The sequence below is a fragment of the Actinomadura kijaniata genome (assembly GCF_014138665.1).
In the GTDB taxonomy this organism is placed as follows: domain Bacteria; phylum Actinomycetota; class Actinomycetes; order Streptosporangiales; family Streptosporangiaceae; genus Spirillospora; species Spirillospora kijaniata.
The window spans coordinates 293,126-308,160 of sequence record NZ_JACJIA010000009.1; the positions used below are offsets into that span (position 1 = coordinate 293,126).

Annotated in this window: 9 protein-coding genes; 2 read left to right on the forward strand and 7 right to left on the reverse strand. The window is 75.9% G+C overall.

Annotated features, from left to right (window positions below; all coding sequences use genetic code 11):
* Positions 1 to 212: 212 nt before the first annotated feature.
* The 5 genes from HNR61_RS31030 to HNR61_RS31050 all read right to left on the reverse strand — a co-directional run bounded on the left by HNR61_RS31030 (position 213) and on the right by HNR61_RS31050 (position 5,405).
* Positions 213 to 2,660 carry a HelD family protein gene (locus tag HNR61_RS31030; RefSeq protein ID WP_182846694.1) on the reverse strand — a complete coding sequence of 816 codons (2,448 nt, stop codon included), beginning with the start codon at positions 2,658 to 2,660 and terminating at the stop codon, positions 213 to 215.
* Positions 2,661 to 2,755: 95 nt separating this feature from the next.
* On the reverse strand, positions 2,756 to 3,517 hold the full coding sequence (locus HNR61_RS31035; protein ID WP_182846695.1) for an SDR family NAD(P)-dependent oxidoreductase: 762 nt from the start codon (positions 3,515 to 3,517) through the stop codon (positions 2,756 to 2,758).
* Complete coding sequence (locus tag HNR61_RS31040; RefSeq protein WP_312898180.1) at positions 3,514 to 4,224, reverse strand: acetoacetate decarboxylase family protein; 711 nt, start codon at positions 4,222 to 4,224, stop codon at positions 3,514 to 3,516. The genes HNR61_RS31035 and HNR61_RS31040 overlap by 4 nt, the downstream gene beginning before the upstream one ends.
* Positions 4,225 to 4,255: 31 nt before the next feature.
* Positions 4,256 to 4,759 (reverse strand): SRPBCC family protein, encoded by a 504-nt coding sequence (locus tag HNR61_RS31045; RefSeq protein WP_182846696.1) that lies wholly within the window; start codon positions 4,757 to 4,759, stop codon positions 4,256 to 4,258.
* A gap of 46 nt (positions 4,760 to 4,805) precedes the next feature.
* The gene (locus HNR61_RS31050; RefSeq protein WP_182846697.1) at positions 4,806 to 5,405 is read right to left on the reverse strand and encodes an HD domain-containing protein; all 600 of its coding nucleotides are present in this window, start codon (positions 5,403 to 5,405) and stop codon (positions 4,806 to 4,808) included.
* A gap of 138 nt (positions 5,406 to 5,543) precedes the next feature.
* Between HNR61_RS31050 and HNR61_RS31055 the strand changes: the two genes are divergently transcribed.
* A complete protein-coding gene (locus HNR61_RS31055) occupies positions 5,544 to 10,403 on the forward strand; it encodes a DUF4132 domain-containing protein (RefSeq protein ID WP_182846698.1) in 4,860 nt (1,619 codons plus the stop codon).
* Between the two features lie 125 nt (positions 10,404 to 10,528).
* A complete protein-coding gene (locus HNR61_RS31060; protein WP_182846699.1) occupies positions 10,529 to 12,403 on the forward strand; it encodes an outer membrane protein assembly factor BamB family protein in 1,875 nt (624 codons plus the stop codon).
* 11 nt (positions 12,404 to 12,414) lie between these two features.
* On the opposite strand, the gene HNR61_RS31065 is transcribed toward HNR61_RS31060, so the two are convergent.
* On the reverse strand, positions 12,415 to 13,542 hold the full coding sequence (locus HNR61_RS31065) for a glycosyltransferase family 4 protein (protein ID WP_182846700.1): 1,128 nt from the start codon (positions 13,540 to 13,542) through the stop codon (positions 12,415 to 12,417).
* Between the two features lie 98 nt (positions 13,543 to 13,640).
* Positions 13,641 to 14,936, reverse strand: a complete 1,296-nt coding sequence (locus HNR61_RS31070; protein WP_182846701.1) for a nucleotide sugar dehydrogenase — start codon at positions 14,934 to 14,936, stop codon at positions 13,641 to 13,643.
* Positions 14,937 to 15,035 lie beyond the last annotated feature (99 nt).

Sequence of the window (15,035 nt, forward strand, 5' to 3'; positions counted from 1 at the left end):
CACACCCTCGCCTTCGGCGGCCTGCTGCTGCTCGGCGGCCGCATCGGCGACCTGTTCGGACGCGGGCGCGGCTTCGTCGTCGGGTTCATCAACGGCAGGGCGCCCGGCCGGCCGGCCGGCGCGGCGGGCGGTGACCGGGAGGCCGCCGGGATACCGGTCCACGCGGGTCAGCCCACCGGCGGGCCCGGCCCCACCCGCCCGTTCCCGCGCGGTCAGGAGGTCAGGTTCTCCCGCCAGCCCGGTTCGGCGGTCAGGACCGTGAGGTACTGGGTCGCCCGGGACACCGCCACGTACAGCACCCGCAGGCCGCGGGGGGACTGGATGGCGATGGTCTCCGGGGCGACGATCACCGCCGCGTCGAACTCCAGGCCCTTCGCCTCCAGGACGTCCAGGGCCTGGACGCGTTCGGGGAGCCCGGCGGCCAGGCGTTCCCGGTCGGCGGGGGTCCACCGGTCGCCGCCGACCGGAAGCGGCACGATCAGCCCGATCGTGCCCTCCACCCGCGTCAGCAGCTCCTCCACGGCGGCGCGGGCGGCGGCCTCCAGGCCGGCGGACGGGACCACGTCCACGACCGGCATGATCCCGGAGGACCGGACGGCCCGGGCCGGGCGGGCCTCCGGCAGGGCCATCGCCAGGACGCGGGTCGCGACCGCCGCGATCTCGGTCGAGTTGCGGTAGTTGGTCGTCAGCTCGTACTCGTGGCGGACGCTGCGGGCGGGCCGGCGCCGGCCGCGGGACTTGCGCTCCCGCTGCTCGCCGCCCAGGGCGGCCTCCATCGCCCGGCGGGCCTCGTCCAGGTCCTCCCACGCGCTCTGCGCCGGGTCCTCCACGATCGTCCAGGACGCCTGGCGGCCCCGGCGGCCCAGCATCCGCCACTGCATCGGCGACAGGTCCTGGGCCTCGTCCACGACGATGTGCGCGTACTCGGGGCGCTCCTCGGCCACGCCGTCGTCGACGCGGCGGGACCGCTCGATGCGCTCGATGGAGGTGGTGAGCTCCTGCATCTCCGGCTCCCAGTCGTCGCCCGCGACCTCCTGGCCGGTGAGGATGTTGATCCCGTCCACCACGTACGGGTCGTCCTCGCGGGCCCGGCGGCGCGACGGGCGCGGCGGCGGGCCCAGCAGGGCGTCGAGCTCGTCGAGCAGCGCGACGTCCTGGTAGGTGACGGCGTCCGGCAGCGCCGCCCAGGAGCGCGCCAGCGCGGTCACCGCGCCGCGGTCCAGCTCGCGGCCCGCGGCGCGGCGCAGCCGGCCGGCGTCGGCGAGGGAGCCCAGCACCTCCAGCGGGCGGCGGATCGGCCACCACGCCACCAGGAAGTCGGTGAACGCGCGCTGCTCGCGGACCCGCTTGTCGAAGTCGCCGCGCTTGCCGGGGGCGTCGGCCGCCGACGTCCCCTGCCGGTCGATCTCGGCCAGGCCGTCGGCGGCGAGGATCTGGCTCCACAGCTCCAGGTTGCCGTCGGGGGACTGGGCGGCGGCGTCCGGTCCGCCGAGGTCGGTGAAGCGCCGCCACAGCGCGTCCAGCAGCGCCTCGGCCGCGCGGGCGCGGGCGGCGTTCACGCTGCCCCGGCTGCGGCGGTGCACGTCGCCGCGGATCCGGTCGAGGGCGGGACGGTCCAGCGCCACGATCACACCCCGGTAGACGACGCGCAGCTCGCCCGGCGCGCCGGGGGCCTGGTCGGCCACCGCGCGGCGCAGCACCCGCGCCATGTCCGCCGCGCCCTTCAGGCGCGCCAGCTCCGGGGTGTCGTGGCCGGTCGCCCGCACCCCGTCCACCAGGTCGCCGAGCGAGCGCAGCGCCGCCGACCCCTCGCCGAGGGACGGCAGGACGCGCTCGATGTAGGCGGTGAAGCGGCGGTTCGGGCCGACGACCAGCACGCCGCGCGACCCGAACCGGCGGCGGTGCCGGAACAGCAGGTACGCCACCCGGTGCAGCGCCACGGCGGTCTTGCCGGTGCCGGGGGCCCCGCGCACCAGCACGGTCCCGTCGGCGGGCGCGCGGATCACCTCGTCCTGCTCGCGCTGGATGGTGGCCACGATGTCGCGCATCGCGCCCTCGCGGGTGCGGGCCAGCGACGCCAGGAACGCCCCGTCGCCGACCACGGTCAGCCCGTCGGCGGCGTCGGGGTCGAGCAGGTCGTCCTCCAGGTCCACGACGGTGTGGCCGCGCGAGTGCAGCACCCGGCGGCGGATCACCCCGCGCGGGACCTCGGGCGTGGCCTGGTAGAAGTCCTCGGCGGCCGGGGCCCGCCAGTCGATCACCAGGGAGTCGTGGTCGCGGGTCCGCACGCCGATCCGGCCGATGTAGCGCACCTCGCGCCCGTCGACGATCCGCCCCGGGGCCTGGGCGCCGTCACCGTCGCCGGCCGGGGCGCCGCCGGGCAGCGGGCGCGGCGTCAGGTCCAGGCGGCCGAACACCAGGCCGTCGTCGGCGATGTCCAGCGCCTGCGCGCGCAGCGCCGCCTGGTGGACCATCGCGTCCCGGTCGACCAGCGAGCCCTTGGTCCCGGCCTGCGCCTGCCGGTACCCCTCCTTGATCATCTCCTGGGCGGCGGCGCGCATCTCCTCCAGTCGCCGGTACGCCACGTCGACGTACTCCTGTTCGGCGGCGATCTCCTGGTCCTTGACCGTGCCGCTGCGGCCGGTGGCCGGGGACGACATGCAGGCTGCTCCTCGCGACGGTGCGCCCGGGGACGGTCCCCCGGGGGAAGGAGACAGCTTATGCGGTACCGCCGACACGGGAGGCGACGCGGCGCTCAGGACCGGTGCGGGTCGGTGCGCGCGGCGATGGCGTGCCGGGTCGCGCGGGGCAGGAGGCGCTTGGCGGTGACCGTCGCGCGGGTCAGCGCGCCGGGGAACACGTACAGGTCGTCCTCGGGCCGGGCCAGCGAACGCTCGACCGCGTCCAGCACCCGTCCGGGCGGCATCCCCTTCGCGCCGCCGGTCGCGGCGGGGTGCCGGGCGGCGATGGCGCGGTACATGGGCGTGTCCACCTGCCGGGGGCACACGCAGCGGAACGTCACGCCGCTTCCCCGGTGCTCGACCGCCAGCGCCTCCACGAACGCGTTCACCGCGGCCTTCGCCGACGCGTAGGCGCTGGTCAGGTGGCCCGGCAGCCAGGCGCCCAGCGACGAGAACACGACCAGCTCGCCGCGGCCCCGCGCCAGCATCCCCGGCAGCGTCGCGCGCGCCACGACGACGGTGCCGAGGAAGTCGACGCGCAGGACGCGTTCGACCTCGGCCAGCGGCTGCTCCAGCGCCGCGCCGAGCGGGCTGATCGCGGCGGCGTGGACGACGCGGTGGACCGCGCCGCTCTCGGCGACGACGCGCGCGACGGCGTCGGGGTCGGTGACGTCGCAGACGCGGGTGTGCAGGTTGGGGGAGCGGCGGGCGGTGGCGGCGAGGCCGTCGGCGTCGACGTCCACGGCCACCACGTCCCAGGCCGCCGCCGCGAGCCGCCGCGCGGCCAGCGCCCCCAGTCCGCTGCCCGCCCCGGTGACCAGCGCCGTCCGCGTCATGACCGCACCTCCGTGGCCGCGTCGAAGACCATCTCCAGGTGCTCCACGCACGTGCCGCTCAGCGCGCGGGCGCGGTCGAGCCCCAGCCCGCGCAGCTCCGCCGCGACCGGGTGGTCGCCGAGCCGCAGGGACACCCCGCCGGGACGGGCCCGCACGCCGTGCGGGGCCATCGTCCACGGCACCCGCCGGGTGACGCCGTCCAGGCAGGAGAAGGCGTCGAACGTGGACGCGGCGGCCCGGCCGGGCATCCGCACGCCCGGCCGGATCGCCACCTCCAGGGCGGTCCGGCCGCCGACGCGGACCGCGCACCGCCTGATCCGGCCCGACAGGTCCATCGGGATGTCGGCCATCTCCTTGGGGAAGCCCCAGATGGAGCGGCCCGCCTCCAGCGTGAACGCCTGGTTCACCGGCAGCCAGTGGATGAACGCGCCGAGGCCGCGGGCCCGGCCGGGCGGGCGGACCAGGAACGCGACCGCGAACTCGTGGTAGGGCCCGAGGTCCCCGTCGGCGTAGCGGACGAACGCCAGCGAGCAGACCGCCCGTCCCGGCAGCGGCCGGGCGATCTCCAGCCCGGAGTAGCCGATCACGTCCTGGGCGGGGCCGGCGGGCACGGCGAACATCGCCGACGCCACGGACGCGTCCCGGACGCGCACCGGGAGGGCGACGGTCTCGCCCTGGATGACATGGGTGGTGGCAGTGGTCGTCACGCCATAAGTAGAACAGGTTCTTGTTTTGATGTCACGGGGTGTCCCGCCGCCGGTTCCCGCCTTCCACGGCGGTGCGAATGCGTTCCAGCGTCGCGCGCATCCCCCGGCGGTTCAGCGCGGCGCGGCGGTCGGCGGGGACGCCCGTGAAGACCCGGCCCATCAGCGACACCGGCCGCGCGCTCCGCGAGTCGCGCCGCAGGTCCTCCCAGTACTCGGTCAGCCGGGTCCGGCCGCCGCCGATGCCCTCGATCCGGTAGCCCCACAGCGCCACCGGCATGCCGAAGCTCGCCACCCGGAACGCGAACACCTCGCCCGGCACCGCCGCCGACACCCGGCAGGTGGTGAACCAGACCCGCCAGCCCAGCCGGTTGAACCCGACGAACCGGGTGCCCTCCGCCACCTCGCCGCGCACCCACACCGCGAACAGCTCGGGGCTCCACTCCGGCATCCGCCGCAGGTCCGACACCGCCGCGTAGACCTCCGCCGGTCCGGCGCCGACGGCCACGCTCTCCTCGACGACCCACTCACGCTCCATGCCGACGATCATCTCGCGACGCCCCGGGGCGGCGGGCGCGGGGCGGTCAGCGGAGCGCGGCGAAGCGGTCCCGCCAGGCGGCGTACCAGCCCGCGAACCACGGGTGCGGCTCGGCCAGCGGCAGGATGTAGGTGACGGTCTCGGCGTAGTAGCGGCGCTGGAAGTCCGGCGCCATCCGGTCGAGGGTCTGCACGTTGCTGACCCGGTCGGCCAGCTTCACCAGCACGGCCCGCTCCGGGGCGTCGCCGAGCCGCCGCAGGTAGGCGGCCTTGGCGGCGCGCTTGGCCTGCCGGTCCGCCCCGGCCGCCGGCGGCTTGGTGAGCCAGTCGACCAGCTCGGCGACGCCCTCCCCGAACACGGCCTCGACGTCGGCGACGGTCGCGTCGGTGTCCTCGACGACGTCGTGCAGCAGCGCGGCGGCCAGCATGTCGGGATCGGTGACCCCGGCCCCCCGCACCAGCACCTCCAGCGCCTCCAGCAGGTGTTCCAGGTAGGGCGCGCCGGTCGGGCGCCGCTGGTCGCCGTGCCAGCGCGCCGCCGCCTCCGCGGCGCGCTCCAGCGTCGCGACGACCCGCTCGTCCAGCCCGGCGTCCGCCAGTCCCGCGCGGGCCTCGTCCCAGGTCCGCCAGCTCGTGAACATCTCCATGCGCATCCCCGTCCCGTTCGTCTCCTGCCCGCATTCTGCCTGGTGGATCCGGCATGTCGGGCGAACGCCGGGGAGGGCCGCCGCGGGCGGGCCATCCGTTTCCCGCCGAATGTCCCAGGGGTGATCAAGAATGGCGCCATGGGATGGATCGGGATCGCGACGGGGCACGAGCTCACCGTCGAGGGGACGCGGCGGCCGGTGCTCGCCTGCCGGACGGCCGCGGGCCGCGTATCGGCCAAGGTGCCCGCCAACGTCAGGAAGGATCCGGTCGCGGTACGGCTCGCCGCCCTCTGCGACCGGCTCGGCGAGCACGCGCGGGCGGTGCACGACCAGGTCGAGTCCTGGATGGTGCGGTCGCTGCCCGTCCCCGCCGCGGTGTTCGCGGCCGTGTGGGACGACCCGGTGTGGCGCGAGACGCTCACCGGCCTGGTCATCGCCCCGATCGTCGGCGGCGCGCCCGACCTCGACCGCTGCGCGCCCCTGCGCGGGGGCGCGTGGACGGGCGCGGACGCCTTCGCGATCCCGCACCCGCTGCTGCTCGGCGACGAGCTGCCCCTCTGGCGGGGGCGGAACCCCACGCAGGTCGTCGAGCAGGTACGCCGCGAGGTGTGGACGCGTCCCGCGAGCATGGACCGCACCTTCGCCGTGGTCGACATCTTCGGTTACATGGACGCCCACTACGAGAGCGGCGCCGCGTTCGAGCGCCGCGTGCACGAGCTGGGCGGGCGGATCAAGGGGGACAGGGCGCGGTTCACCGTGCACGCGCCCGAGCCGCTCGGCGTCGAGATCGACCTGCACTGGAGCGGGCCGATGAGCCCTGCCTACATGGCGTCGCTGAACTTCACCGCGGGCGGCCGGGAGATCGGCGACATCGCCTGGTCCGAGGGCGTCCGCATCCTCATGGCCCTGTACGCGGACAGCACCGTGGACGAGACGGAGCCGGTGGTGGGGGCGGCCGAGGCGTACTCCCGCTACCGCGACGCCCACCAGGGCGAACCCGGCACCGTGGCGCCCTCCGGCACCACCGCTCCGACACGCGACGTGCTGCTGCGTGCCGGGGCGGTGCTGCCGGGCACGCCCGCCGGCTCCGACGAGGACACGTCCGTCGCCGTCCGCTACGAGCACCCCGTCCTGGACGAGCCGGTCATCGCACTCGTCCGGCGCGCGGCCGTCGACGGGGACAAGGCCGAGAAGTCGCTGTACGACCTGGTCCCGGTGGCGGAGACCGGCGTCGGCACCGTGCACGCGGGCCCGCTCGGCTTCCTGGTGTCCGCCCTGCGCCGGTACCCGGCGCACCGCGCCCGCATCCTGGCCGCGCACACCGACCTGCGGGCCGCCCGCGGCCTGGCCGCCCGCAAGCCCGGCCTCGCGCGCACCGCGCTCACCCGTACCGGCGACGACCTGGAGACGCACGCGCCCGAGCTGCTGCCGCCGTTCCACGAGGAGTGCGCGCGGATCCTGGCCGCCGCGGGCAGCGCCCGCTTCGCCGCCGCGTTCTTCGAGAAGGCCCGGGCCGCCGAGGACGCGCACGCGCTGCCGGTCGACGAGGCCGCGCTCGTCGCGGCGCACCTCGCCGCGGGACCGGACGCCGTCGGGACGGCCACGCTCAAGAAGCACGGCAAGCGGCTCGCCGCCCGCCATCCCGCCCCCGGCGCGTACCGCTGGCACCGCGCCCTGCTCACCGAGTGGTGCGAGGAGGTCCCGGACGGCGCGGACGGCGCGCTGGCCCTGGCCGACGGCTGGGCGGCGCTGGCGAAGGCCGCCGGGCACGCGCTCGGCGGGCCCGAGGACGAACGCGCCGTACGGGCCCTGCTGGAGAGCGGCTGCATGGAGTCGGCGCCGCGAGCCCTCTGGAAGTTCGTCCTTCCGCTGCTCGGCCCGATGGCGCGGGCGGACGCGGGCGTCGGCCGCGCGCTCCTCGGCGTCCTGCCGCTGCCCGCCAAGGACACCCCCCGGGCGAAGAGCGCGGCGGTGTCGCTCCTGCTCGGCAACCTCGCGGGCGCGGGCCTGACCGCCCCGTTCACCGCGTTTCCCGGGCTGGCGGGGGCGGCGGCGAAGGACTGGCTCGGCCGCTTCCTGAGGCTGTACGCGGGGCTGGCGCTCCCCGTCGCCGGTCTCGGCGACCTCCTGCACGACGCCGGTGCGCGGCTGCGCGCGGAGGGCCTCACCTGCGACGAGCATGAGGCGGTGCTCGGCGCGGACGAGGACGAGGTCAACCGCTGGGAGGAGACCGCCGCCGACCTCCCGCTCCTCGACCTCCTGCTGGACCGCGGCGTCCCGCTCGCGCGGCCCCGGCTGCTGCACACGTTCAAGCTGTACGACCGGCTCGCCTCCGGAGCGGGCACCGACCTGGCCGCCGTCGCCGCCGACCCGGACTGGGCCCCGCTGCTGCGCGACGCGATCGTGGGCAACGTGACCAACCAGCTCAACGTCACCGAGCCCGCCGTCCCGAAGCAGACCGCCCCCGAGACCGTCCGGGCCCTGACCACCACACCGGGAACGGCGCGGACCGTCGCCGCCATCCTGGCCGAGCATGCCGAGCGGGTCCCCCACCAGGGGCTTCCGGACGCGCACGCCGCCCTGTGCGACGCCGGGCGGTTCACCATCGGCGGAGTCCCCGGCCCCCTCCTGGACAGCGTCCGGACGATCGCGACCGGGACCGACCCGGCCCGCGCCCTCGCCCTCACCCTGAGCGGCGGCGTCCTCGACGAACTGGAACTGCCCGCCTTCGTCCCCGGCCACGTCAACACCATCGTCGACTACCTGGAGGAGAGCGGCACCGACCTGCTCCTGATCCAGTCCGGCCGGCTCTGGGAGCACCAGTTCCGCGCCTCCGTCGTCACACCGGAGGGGGTCGGCCCGTCCCACGGCTTCGGCACGTACGAGGTCATCTCCAGCCGGTCCCACGAACGGACCGAGGTGCGCGACCTCTACGACCGCTGCCTGATCGCCGTGAACGGCCGGGTGACCGTACTGGACCACGGCGGCCCGCACTGCCCGCACGGCAGCGCGCACCCCGCCGCCCGCCGCGTCCTACCGGCCGACGGCGAACGGGTCGTCTTCCCCGGCGGCGCCGAGGCCACCGTGTGGCGCGGCCGGGGGCGGATCATCGAGCTGCGGGACCCGGCCGGGCGGACCATCGGCCGCTACGTCCGCGGCTGGGGCCGGGTGCCCGAGCACGACGGCGCCGCGAACATCGGCACGGTCGAGCACCACCGCTACGCGTCCGGGACCCGCCTGGTCGCGCCTCCCGGCTGGTGGTCGGCGATGCGGCCGCGCGACCCCGAGGGGTCCAGGGCGCTGCGCGCCATGGACGAGAAGCAGGCGCAGGCCCTGATCGACGTCGTGGACGCCGCGCTCGCCGCCGACCTCATGCGGGCGCTGGACCCCGAGAGCAGGTACCCGGAGAGGATCGCCGTCCGCGAGGAACTGGCGGGACGGCTCCGCCCGCTCCTGCCGGAGATCACCGACGAGTCGCTCTGGACGGGCGTCACGTTCCTGGTGTGGACGGCCGCCGAATGCCGCGAGCGCGCGTTCGCCCTGCTGGAACGCCTGGCACTGGCCCCGCCGCCCCACCTGCGCCCGGCGCCCGCCTCCGCGGCGCCCGCCGTCCGGTCCGAGAAGCCCCCCGGGCCGGACGATCCGGGGCCTGAGTCCGCCTACGACAGGATCGTCCACTTCACCCGGGCCGCCGTCGACGTGCCGTACGAAAAGGAGATCGCGACATTCCACGCCCCCGCCGTCAAGGGGGTCGAGGACACGCTGGGCCGCCTCGGCGCCGCCGTCCTGGACGCCGCGTGGGGCGACGGCGGCGGGCGCGCGCGGCTTCGGGAACTGGCCGCCGTCCCCGAACTCCTCCGCACCGACGGCACCTGGCACGTCGCCCGGCTGCGCCCGGAGGACGAGCTCGGGCAGATCCGCTCGGGCCACGGCCCCATCGCGGCCGCCGCCGTCGCCGACTACGAGCAGGTGGGGCACGGGTACGCGGTCACGGCGCTCCTCTACACCCCCGGTGGCCCCGACCCGCTCCTGTTCACCCGCAACCGCGTCGTCGAGCTGCGGACCTGCCGTGGCTGGGGCGACCCGGACCGGCTCCGGCGGGCGCTCGACCTGATCGCCGAGAACGGCCCGCCGCCCGTGGACCGGGAGGCGACCGTACGGGCGTTCGCCGAGGCCACCGGCCTGTCACCGGCCCAGTGCCTGATCCTGCTGTCCACCTCGGCCCGCACGCTCTCCTGGCCGGACGGCTGGGCGCGGGGCCGCGCCGCCGCCCTCCGCGAGGGCGACGCCGCCCGCGCCCGCGAACTCGACCTGACCCCGACCGGGCTGCGCGTCGCCGCGCTCTCCCTGGAGGCGCTCACCACTGCCGACGAGGCCGTCGAGGTCGTCGAGCTGCTCATGCCCGACGACCCCGCCGACCTCTGGCGCACGGGCCCCGACCTGGACCGGGCGGTCGCGTACTGGACGGAACGCCACCCGAGGCTCACCCCGCTCACCACCGGGCAGTGGGTCACCCTCGCCTCCGGCGCCGAGGACGCACTGGAGGCGCTGATCGCCCTGCTCGGCGAGCGTCCGTCCGTACCGCCGCCGGGGCACATCGCCCGCGCCGCGAGGCTCCTGGCCGATCGCCTGCCCAAGGACCACCCCGCCCGCACGACCGCCGCCGCCCGCCTACGTGACCTGCACGAACACGTCACCGGCCCGGACACGACCCTTCCCATCGCCATCGGGGTCACCTCGGTCACCGCCCTGGAGCGAGCCGCCGGGGCGACCGCGGCCCACCTCCCGGGGAGCAGGCTCGCCATCGGCGAGGCCCTCACCCTGGAGCCCGCCGGAGACGGCTACCGCGTCCACCTCCGCCCGTCCCGCTGGCCCGACCTGGACGCGCTGGCCCCGGCCCTCCGCCGCGGCGGCGCCACCGATGCCGCCCTGGTCGTGGAGGACCTGCGCTTCCTCCGTTCGCCCGAGCCACGGGAGGCCGCGGCCCGGCTGGAGTGAGGTTCCCGGAGGGGCCGGCTCGCAGATCCCCCGCCACCGCCGAAATCCGGTCCGATCGTCCTCGAAGGCCGGTTCGTCCGCGTGCCTCTCGCCGCTCGTGTCGCGCGGGAGGCAGGAGACAGGGCATGGTGGAGTCCTTGCGGTACCGCTGGGAGAACAGGTCGGAAAGGCCGGACGGGAGGCGCACGGTCGTGGTCGGGGGCCGGCAGCGGCTGGTGCTCGGGGTGGGCGCGGGGGCGGTGGCGGCGGTCGTGTGCGCCGTGCTGGTCTCGCGGCTGGTCGTCAGCGCCGAGTGGTGGCAGGTCCGGCACGCGGTGACCGACCGCCCCGTGGCGTGGATGGAGCGGATCGGCCCGCCGCCGGGCCCGCTGGCCGTGCGGTGGCAGCGGTCGGCGCGGGTGCACAGCGGGCCCGTCGCCGGGTACGACAGCGTCTCCTACGAGGTCGTCCTCGGGCAGGTGGTGACCGCGACCGGGCGCGGGCTGGAGGTCCGCGACGCGCGGACCGGACGGGACCGGTGGAGCTACCGCCGGGCCGGCTGGACGCTGCTGGGCTGGGCCGCGACCCGCGGCCAGGTGGTCGGCTACTTCGAACGCGACGGGCGGCGCGGCGAGCACCAGATGGTCGGGTTCGACGCGCTGTCGGGCGGGATGCTGTGGCGGCGGACCGGCGACCGGCCCGCCGCGGTGGGGCGCACGACGCTGCGCTGGCCCGGCGGGTCCGGCGTGGTGATCACGGCGGACGCGCGCCGCACCGCGGTGTTCGGCAGGTCGGCCGAGAGCGGGCTGCGGCTGTGGAAGCTGCGGCTCCAGCCCGGATGCCGCCTGTTCGAGGACGCCGCCCACCCCTCCGACGGCGTGGAGGAGCTGACGGCCGTGGCGCTGGACTGCGGGCGCCGCAGCCGCCTGATGGCCCTCGAACCCGCCTCCGGCCGGGTGCGGTGGATCCGGGACCTCCGGTCGGACGTGGCCCCCGAGGTCACGGCGCTGGGCGAGGTCACGCTGGTCGCCGACGGCGCCGAGCTGCGCGCCTACGACCGGCACGGGACGCTGGTCGGCACCTGGGACGGCGACGTGTGCGGCGACGCGATGTGCCCGTCGGCGCTCACCGACAACGGGCGGCTGGTCGTGGTGCTGCGGACCGGCGAGCGCCCGGAGAGGGCGCGGATGGTGGTGGTGCGGATCGCCGACCGGCGGACCGAGTGGGACCGGGAGGTCCCCGGGTACACCGCCCTCGCGCACGCCGGGGACCGCGTGTACGCGCTGCGCCCGAGGCTCGCCGAGTGGCTGCTTCCGGCGGCGGTGGACCTGGTGGACCTGCGGGAGGGGCACGGCGGGCGGACGACGACCGTTCCGGTGCCGTTCACGCTGGACCCGGACCTGCGCGGGGTGCGGCCGTGGCTGTCGGCGGCGGGCGGCTACCTGTTCGCGGCGGTGCCCGAGGCCGCGCCCCGCCCCGAGGGTTCGGCGCGGCTGGTGTCGCTGAGCGGCGGCCCGGCCGGCCCCGGCCCCGACGAGCTGGCTGGGGTGCGCCCCCAGGAGTGGCCGGACGCCTGCGCGCTGCTGACCAAGGCGGACCTGTCGGCGGTGGGCCTGGCCGACCACGTGGCCCGTCCGGGCCGGACGAGGGTGGGCCCGGTGCCGCTCCCGCACCCGGTGACCTGCACCTACGAGCCGAGGCAGAAGCGCGGCGCCGACCGCCGCCCGGCGCGCGTCAACGAGGGCCTCGGCCGCCGCTCCCTGACGGTGACGGTCCGCTGGACGGCCTCCTCCGCACCGGCCGCCTCGGGCCTGCTCAACGCGTTGCAGGCGACCCAGGCCCAGGCCCGCCGCCGCTTCGACCTGGGCGGTGACGAGGCCTACGACATCGGCCCGACCTCGGGCACCGTCGCGCTGCGCGTGGGCCGCCGCATCGTGGTGGTGAGCGCCTCGCCCCCGGCGACGACCCCCCGCCTGGCCCGCACGGTGGCCACGGCGGTCACCCGCCACCCCGCCCCCTGACCGCCGGACGGTCAGGCGGTCCGGGGGCTCAGGGCGGGCTGCTCCCCGGGCGTGTAGGCGCCGGCCCAGGTCTCCAGGTGGTGGACGAACGGGCGGGCCTGGACCGGCCAGTGGAAGCGCTCGCGGGCCGTCTTGTAGCCCTGGCTCGCCAGCGAGTCGCGGAGGTCGGGATCCCTGCGGAGGCGGCGCATCGCCTCGGTGGCCGCCGCGGGCGCGTTGAACGGGACCACCAGGCCGCTGCCCGTGGGCTCCACGATGCCGCGGGCCGGGGCGAGCGGAGTGGTGATCACCGGGATGCCGTGGGCCATGTACTCGATGACCTTGGTCGGCATCGAGTGGCGGTAGTTCGGCTCGTCGTGCAGCAGCGACAGGCCCGCCGTCGCGCCCTCGACGATGCGCAGGGCGCGGTCGTTGGGGACGAAGCCGTACCAGCGCAGCACGCCCTCGCGCTGGGCGTCGCGCAGGGCCGGGCGGACCTCGGGGTCGGCCGCGCCGATCAGCTCGACCATGATGCCCTCGGGCGCCAGCAGCCGCGCCATCTCGATCATGTCGAACGCGCCCCGCGCCCGCGACAGGTGCCCCACGTACACCGCGCGGTTGTCGTCCGGCGGCGCGGGCGGGGCGTCGGCCACGTAGGTGGTGTTGGGGACGACCGGGTGCTCCCGCGTGAAGCGGTCGCGGTAGCCCTCCTCGGCCAGCAGCAGGTGGTGGCGCCGCTCGGCGCGCCGCTCCAGGCGGCGCACCGCCGGGCGCAGCAGCGGCGCCAGCGGCGCGGGCAGCCAGCCCTTGGCGGTGAGGGCGGCGGCGGTGTCCTCGTGGACGTCCCACACGACCGTGCGGCGGCGCACCGCCCGCGGCATCCCCACCAGCAGCTCGGGGTCGTGCAGCAGGACGATGTCGGCGTAGGCGGAGTGCTCGACCAGCGCGCGGTGCGCCGCCCGCAGGGCGTGCAGGCGGCGGCGGCCGGTGGCGCGGGGAACGTCCACGGGGCTGATGTTGCGCCACGGCGTCACGTTGCAGGCCCGGAACGGCGCGATATAGGTGACCTCGTGACCGGCGTCGAGAAGCGAACGGATCTGCCGGTGCAGAATCCGGGCGTCCTCGGGGTGGTGCACGACCGTGCAAACACAGACCCGCATTCCATTCACTCCGGAAAAGAGCCGGGAATCATCCGAGAACGATTCTTGTGGCAGGGGGGAAAGCGCCGATGACGGGCCGCTGGACGGGAGGTTAAGGATCACAGGAGTTCGACGGTCTCGGCGGCGCGGCCCCGGGTGCGGCCCCTCGTGTCGAACAGCAGGCGGGCGTGCCGGGTCAGCGTCGCGGGATCGTAGTCGCGGTGGTCGGCCAGCACGATCGTCAGGTCCGCGGCCTCCAGCGCGGCCGTCAGGTCGGTGCTGCGCGGCACCTCGGCGTCGCCGACCCGCCAGGTGTCCACGTGCGGGTCGTGGAACGTCAGCTCCGCGCCGAGCTTGGCCAGGCGGCGCGCCACCGGGCGGGCCGGGGACTCGCGCTGGTCGGCGATGTCGGCCTTGTAGGTGACGCCGAGCAGCAGCACCCGGGAGCCCTTGAGGGCGCGCCCCTCGCGGTTGAGGAGCTGCTGGGCGCGTTCGACGACGTAGCGGGGCATGCGGTCGTTGATCTCCTGGGCCAGTTCCACGAAGCGGAAGGGGTAGCCCAGGGAGCGGACCTTGTAGGACAGGTAGTTGGGGTCGATGGGGATGCAGTGGCCGCCGACGCCGGGTCCGGGGCGGAAGGCCTGGAAGCCGAAGGGTTTGGTGGCGGCGCAGTCGATGGCGTCCCACAGGTCGATGCCCAGCTCGTGGCAGAAGACCGCCATCTCGTTGACCAGGGCGATGTTGACGTGCCGGTAGGTGTTCTCCAGCAGCTTGGCCATCTCGGCCTCGCGGGTGCCCTTGGCCTGCACCACCTCCTCCACGAACTTGCCGTAGAAGGCCGCCGCCGCCGACGCGCAGTTCCCCGTCAGGCCGCCGACGATCTTCGGGGTGTTCGCCACGCCGAACACCGGGTTGCCCGGGTCGATCCGCTCCGGCGAGAACGCCAGGTGGAAGTCCCGCCCCGCGACCAGCCCGGACTCCTCCAGGATCGGCCGGACGACCTCGTCGGTGGTGCCGGGGTAGGTGGTGGACTCCAGCACCACCAGCGTCCCGGACGACAGGTGACGCGCGATCGTCGCGGCCGCGCCGCGCACCGCGGTCAGGTCCGGCCCGCCCTCGGCCGACAGCGGCGTCGGAACGCAGATCACCACCGTGCGGGCCCCGTCGAGGACCGCCTCGTCGGTCGAGGGCGTGAAGCCCGCCTCCCGCATCGCCGCGACCTCGGCGTCCGAGACGTCGTCGATGTGCGAACGGCCCGCGGACAGCCCCGCCACCACACGTTCGTCCAGGTCCAGGCCGCCGACGGCCAGGCCCGCCCGGCAGGCCTCGCGCACCAGCGGCAGCCCGACGTAGCCGAGCCCGATGACCACCAGATCCACCCGGTGGCTCCCTTCACGAGACAGTGATCCGTTCATGCCGGACGCTTTCCGGCGACGTTCGGACTGTAAGGGAGCGTCATCGGGCGAATCGCCCCTGCTTCCACCTCTTCCAGAACTGTTAACGAAGCCGTCACG

Excerpts from the sequence above, each read along its gene's own strand:
- HNR61_RS31030 (WP_182846694.1), bottom strand. The coding sequence starts at position 2,660 with ATGTCGTCCCCGGCCACCGGCCGCAGCGGCACGGTCAAGGACCAGGAG.
- HNR61_RS31035 (WP_182846695.1), bottom strand. The coding sequence starts at position 3,517 with ATGACGCGGACGGCGCTGGTCACCGGGGCGGGCAGCGGACTGGGGGCG.
- HNR61_RS31045 (WP_182846696.1), bottom strand. The coding sequence starts at position 4,759 with ATGGAGCGTGAGTGGGTCGTCGAGGAGAGCGTGGCCGTCGGCGCCGGA.
- HNR61_RS31050 (WP_182846697.1), bottom strand. The coding sequence starts at position 5,405 with ATGGAGATGTTCACGAGCTGGCGGACCTGGGACGAGGCCCGCGCGGGA.
- HNR61_RS31055 (WP_182846698.1), top strand. The coding sequence starts at position 5,544 with ATGGGATGGATCGGGATCGCGACGGGGCACGAGCTCACCGTCGAGGGG.
- HNR61_RS31060 (WP_182846699.1), top strand. The coding sequence starts at position 10,529 with ATGGTGGAGTCCTTGCGGTACCGCTGGGAGAACAGGTCGGAAAGGCCG.
- HNR61_RS31065 (WP_182846700.1), bottom strand. The coding sequence starts at position 13,542 with ATGCGGGTCTGTGTTTGCACGGTCGTGCACCACCCCGAGGACGCCCGG.
- HNR61_RS31070 (WP_182846701.1), bottom strand. The coding sequence starts at position 14,936 with ATGAACGGATCACTGTCTCGTGAAGGGAGCCACCGGGTGGATCTGGTG.